The sequence below is a fragment of the Pseudomonas sp. K5002 genome, assembly GCF_013386655.1.
GTDB lineage: Bacteria > Pseudomonadota > Gammaproteobacteria > Pseudomonadales > Pseudomonadaceae > Aquipseudomonas.
The window spans coordinates 1-4,923 of the sequence record NZ_JACARK010000299.1; the positions used below are offsets into that span (position 1 = coordinate 1).

Annotated in this window: 5 protein-coding genes and 1 pseudogene; 3 read left to right on the plus strand and 3 right to left on the minus strand. The window is 62.0% G+C overall.

Annotated features, from left to right (window positions below; translation table 11 throughout):
• Window positions 1-684 (plus strand): annotated as a pseudogene (locus tag HX846_RS15290) (type VI secretion system tip protein VgrG); the annotation flags it as partial.
• A complete protein-coding gene (locus tag HX846_RS15295) occupies window positions 681-1,394 on the plus strand; it encodes a DUF4123 domain-containing protein (protein WP_178965654.1) in 714 nt (237 codons plus the stop codon). The pseudogene HX846_RS15290 and the gene HX846_RS15295, both read left to right, overlap by 4 nt.
• On the opposite strand, the gene HX846_RS15300 is transcribed toward HX846_RS15295, so the two are convergent.
• Complete coding sequence (locus HX846_RS15300) at window positions 1,380-2,657, minus strand: O-acetylhomoserine aminocarboxypropyltransferase/cysteine synthase family protein (RefSeq protein WP_008439168.1); 1,278 nt, start codon at window positions 2,655-2,657, stop codon at window positions 1,380-1,382. The genes HX846_RS15295 and HX846_RS15300 overlap by 15 nt on opposite strands.
• 174 nt (window positions 2,658-2,831) lie before the next feature.
• Here HX846_RS15300 and HX846_RS15305 point away from each other — a divergent pair, with 174 nt between their 5' ends.
• A complete protein-coding gene (locus HX846_RS15305; protein ID WP_003209435.1) occupies window positions 2,832-3,668 on the plus strand; it encodes a 23S rRNA (adenine(2030)-N(6))-methyltransferase RlmJ in 837 nt (278 codons plus the stop codon).
• A 134-nt stretch (window positions 3,669-3,802) separates the two neighbouring features.
• On the opposite strand, the gene msrA is transcribed toward HX846_RS15305, so the two are convergent.
• Together msrA and HX846_RS39565 are read right to left on the minus strand one after the other, a co-directional pair.
• Window positions 3,803-4,450 carry a peptide-methionine (S)-S-oxide reductase MsrA gene (gene msrA / locus HX846_RS15310; RefSeq protein ID WP_003209436.1) on the minus strand — a complete coding sequence of 216 codons (648 nt, stop codon included), beginning with the start codon at window positions 4,448-4,450 and terminating at the stop codon, window positions 3,803-3,805.
• 74 nt (window positions 4,451-4,524) lie between these two features.
• A partial coding sequence (locus HX846_RS39565) for an EAL domain-containing protein (protein ID WP_256739820.1) occupies window positions 4,525-4,923 on the minus strand: 399 nt, incomplete at its 5' end.

Below are 4,923 nucleotides of genomic sequence, written 5' to 3' on the forward strand. Positions count from 1 at the left end.
TGCCTGGCCAATGCCGCCACGCCGGTGCCGCTGGACCTGCCAGCCGACAAGACCCGCAGCATCTTCCGTAGCCAGACCAGCCCCGGCGGCGGTGGCTACAACGAGCTGCGCATCGAGGACCGCAAGGGTGCCGAGGAAATCTACCTGCGCGCCCAGCGCAACTGGACCCAGCATGTACTGCACGACCAGCACGTGCAGGTCGACAACCAGCGCGATGTGATCGTCAAAGGCCTTGATCGTCACGAGCTTCAGGGCGAAGAACAGCGCACCACCCACGGCAACCGCCTGACCGAACTCAAGCAGGACGATCACCTGATGGTTGCGGGCTCCCAGCAGGTACGTGCCGGGTTGACCATTCACATCGGTGCCGGGCAAAACGTCGTTATTGATGCGGGTGCCAGCGTGACCCTCCAGGCCGGTGGGCAGTGGATCAACGTTTCGGCGGGCGGGATTTTCGGCAGCACGCAAATCCAGCTTGGCGGCTCCCCGGCACCGGCGGGAGCGCCGCTGACGCCGGGGCTGCAGGAAAAGTTGCTGGCGGTAATACCTGCACCGTTGAGTGCCGTCCAGGTGTTAAGCCTGAAGCGCAGCGCACCCTTTTGCGAAGAGTGCGAGCGCTGCAGGAATGGCGTGTGCAATACGCCCCTGCATCGCAATACATCACTGCCCGCGGGTGCGCCATGATTTCTCCCGGGCAGTGGCTTGAGGCTGCGCCGTTGCAGGCGGGCGAGCAGTTGTTTGTGGTGATGGGCAATGCCAGCGACTGCAAGCCGCTCGATGCGTGGCGGCGTACCGACGGACGTGCACTTAGCCCCATCTGGGCGGGCAGCGAGTATGCAGCGTGGGAGGAGGTCATGCCCTACGTCGCGGTGGTCGCCGTGGACAGCGCTTTTCTGAAATGGGCCGCCGAATGCGAAGGTATCGACTGGGGTTGGCTGGCGGTGTCGTCCTGTTCCTTGCACACCGTCGTCGAGCATCTGCGCAGCCTGACCAAGGTACTGTTGCCGGAAGGGCCGGCGGTGTTCTTTCGCTTCTGGGACGGTGCTTATGTCCTGCCTGTGTTGCAGGCGCTGGGGCCACAGGCAAAGGAGTTGCTCCCGGTGTTCAGTCGCTACTGGATCAATGGTCGCCAGCATGAGGTAGCGGTTACGGCGGCGGGAGCGGCAAAGCCCGGCCCATGGTGGCAAGTGCCGCCGCAGGTTCTCCAGCACCTGGGTGAGCAATCGAGCGTTACGCAGGTGGACAACCTGTTGCAATGGCTGGAAGAACAGCGCCCGGACCTATACAGCGCCTTTGTGCCAGCGACCTTGAAGCACAAGGTCGCCTGCTTCGTGCGCCGGCCGGATGTCAGCCATCAGGCGCTGGCCGCCTGGCTGGCCTCAGAGCTGGGTTGAGGCCAGCGACTGCTGCAAGTCTTCGATCAGGTCCTCAATCGCCTCAATGCCGACAGATAGGCGAATCATCTCCGGCTTCACCCCGGCCTTCGCCTGCTCCTGTTCATTCATCTGGCGATGGGTGGTGGACGCCGGGTGGCAGGCCAGGGACTTGGCATCGCCGATGTTCACCAGGCGCTTGAAGATCTGCAGCGAATCGTAGAAACGCACGCCCGCCTCATAACCACCCTTCAGGCCGAAGGACAGAATCGCCGACGGTTTGCCCTGCATGTATTTCTGCGCCAGGTGATGGTGGGGGTGATCCGGCAGGCCGGCGTAGCTGACCCACTCCACCAGTGCGTGGTCTTGCAGGAAGTGGGCAATCTTCAAGGCGTTTTCGGTGTGGCGCTCCATGCGCAGGGCCAGGGTTTCCAGGCCTTGCAGCAGCAGGAATGCATTCATCGGCGCCAGGGCCGCGCCGGTGTTGCGCAGCGGCACGGTACGGGCGCGGGCAATGAACGCCGCCGGGCCGAATTTTTCGGTGTAGACCACACCGTGATAGGCCGGCTCCGGCTGGTTGAGTCCGGGGAATTTCTCCGGGTACTGGGTCCAGGGAAAGGTGCCGCTGTCGACGATCACGCCACCCAGCGAGTTGCCGTGGCCGCCCACGTATTTGGTCACCGAATGCACGACGATGTCCGCGCCGAACTGGATCGGCTTGCACAGGATTGGCGTGGCCACGGTGTTGTCCACCATCAGCGGCACGCCACGGGCGTGGGCGACGTTGGCCAGGGCTTCGATATCGATGATATTGCCTGCCGGGTTGCCGATGCTCTCGCAGTACACCAGTTTGGTGTTGTCATCGATCAGCTCGGCGATGGCTTCGGCGCAGTCGTCACGGGCGAAGCGCACGTCAACGCCGAAGCTCGGCAGCAAGTGGGCGAACAGGGTGTAGGTGCCACCGTACAGCTGCGGGGTGGTGACGATGTTGTCACCGGCACGGGTCAGGGTCTGGATCGCGTAGTGGATCGCCGCGCTGCCGGCCGACACCGCCAGGGCCGCGATGCCGCCTTCGAGTGCTGCGATGCGTTGCTCCAGCACGTCGTTGGTGGGGTTCATGATGCGCGTGTAGATATTGCCGGGCACGTCGAGGTTGAACAGGTCGGCGCCGTGCTGGGCGTTATCGAATTCGAAAGCGACGTTCTGGTAGATCGGCACGGCGACGGCCTTGGTAGTCGGGTCCGACTTGAAGCCATGGTGCAAAGCGATGGTGGCGTCTTTCATGAGTTGTTATGACCTCCATGGATAATTGCTCGCCACAATAAATCCGCTTTCGCACCGCCAATTAGACTATTTTCGGCAGCGCCCCTGTGTTTGCGGCATAAGCGCCACCTGACGCGCAGCCCTGCACCTTTGCCTGCGTAAAAGGTAAACTTCGCCCCCTGCGCAGGAGCAACCATGAATTATCGTCACGCCTATCACGCCGGCAACCACGCCGATGTCTTCAAACACCTGACCTTGACCCGCCTCATCGCCCTGATGTCGCGCAAGGAGCAGCCGTTTGCCTATCTCGACACCCACGCCGGCATTGGTCTGTACGACCTGCAGGGCGACCAGGCGAACCGTACCGGTGAATACCTGGAAGGCATCGCCCGCCTGTGGGGCCAGGCCGACCTGCCGCCGCTGACCGCCGATTACATGCGTGTGCTGCACGAGATGAACCCGGATGGCGAATTGCGCTACTACCCGGGTTCGCCGGAGCTGGCGCGACGCCTGACTCGTCCTCAGGACCGCGTGCTGCTCAACGAAAAGCACCCGGAAGACGGCCTGCTGCTCAAGGACAACATGAAGGGTGATCGTCGGGTGAAAGTCCACCTTGGCGAAGGCTGGCACGTGCCACGGGCATTGCTGCCGGTGCCGGAAAAGCGTGCGTTGATGTTGATAGACCCGCCGTTCGAGAAGCTCGACGAGATGCAGCGCTGCGCCGCGTCCCTCAAGGAAGCCGTGAGCCGGATGCGCCAGACAGTGGCTGCGATCTGGTACCCGGTGAAGGACCAGCGCATGCTGCGCCGCTTCTACCAGGACCTGGCCGGTACCGGTGCGCCGAAGTTGCTGCGGGTGGAATTGCTGGTGCATCCGCTGGACACGCCCAACACCCTGACCGGTTCGGGTCTGGCGATTGCCAATCCGCCGTGGGGGCTGGAGGAGGAGTTGCGTGAGCTGCTGCCGTGGTTGTCCAAGCAGCTTGGGCAAACCCAGGGTGGCTGGCAGATGGATTGGCTTATCGCCGAGTAAGCCAATCTCAAGGTATTGAAGACCCAATGTGGGAGCGGGCTTGCTCGCGAAAGCGGTGTATCAGAAACACATTCAGTGACTGACACTCCGCTTTCGCGAGCAAGCCCGCTCCCACATTTTTATCGGTGTCGCTCTTAGATCGGGCAGGTCACGCCGGTGCCGCCGATTCCGCAGTAACCCTGCGGATTCTTCGCCAGGTACTGCTGGTGGTACGCCTCGGCGAAATACACCGTCGGCGCTTCTTCGATTTCGGTGGTGATGGTGCCCAGGCCGGCCTTGGTCAATTCCGCCTGATAAGCCTCTGCGCTGGCCTTCGCCGCCTCCAGGTGCTCCGGCTTGACCGCGTAGATAACCGAACGATACTGGCTGCCGATGTCATTGCCCTGGCGCATGCCCTGGGTCGGGTTGTGCAGTTCCCAGAACATTTTCAGCAGCTCTTCGTAGCTGATCTTGTCCTGGTCAAACACCACCAACACCACTTCGCTGTGGCCGGTCAGGCCCGAGCAGACTTCTTCATACGTCGGGTTCGGCGTGTAGCCGCCGGCATAGCCCACCACCGTGCTGACCACACCGTCGCGCTGCCAGAAACGACGCTCTGCACCCCAGAAGCAACCCAGGCCGAAGATCGCAAACTCTACGTTATCGACAAACGGGCCCAGCAGCGGGTTGCCGTTGACGAAGTGCGTCTCGGGCAGCGACATCGGGGTTTCACGGCCAGGCAAAGCTTGTTCTTGAGTGGGAAGCACGTTTTTATTCACCAGGATTTCCGAGCGCAAGACCATGATCAGTCCTCTCAGTCAGATTGAGTTACAAGTAAGAGTTCAGACTGCCAGTGTGCCCGAGTGTTACCGCGCTGTCAGGCGATTGGCCCGCGAGGGTAGCGTTTAAGCATCGTCAGCAGCTCGGCCCCCGGGATTGGCCGGTCGAACAGGTAGCCCTGGCCGACGTCGCAACGGTGGCGGCGCAGGAACGCCAGCTGCTCGGCAGTCTCGATGCCTTCGGCCACCACCTTGAGCTTGAGGTTGTGGGCCATGGCGATCACCGCCGAGGTGATTTCCATGTCGTCCTGGTTGTCCGGGATTTCATGGATGAAGCTGCGATCAATCTTGATGATGTCGATCGGGAATTTTTTCAGGTAGCTCAGCGACGAGTAACCGGTACCGAAGTCATCCATCGCCAGGGTCAAGCCGAAACTCTTCAGTTGGTCCAGTTGCAGGCGCGTGTCTTCGGTGGCTTCCAGCAGCAGGCCTTCGGT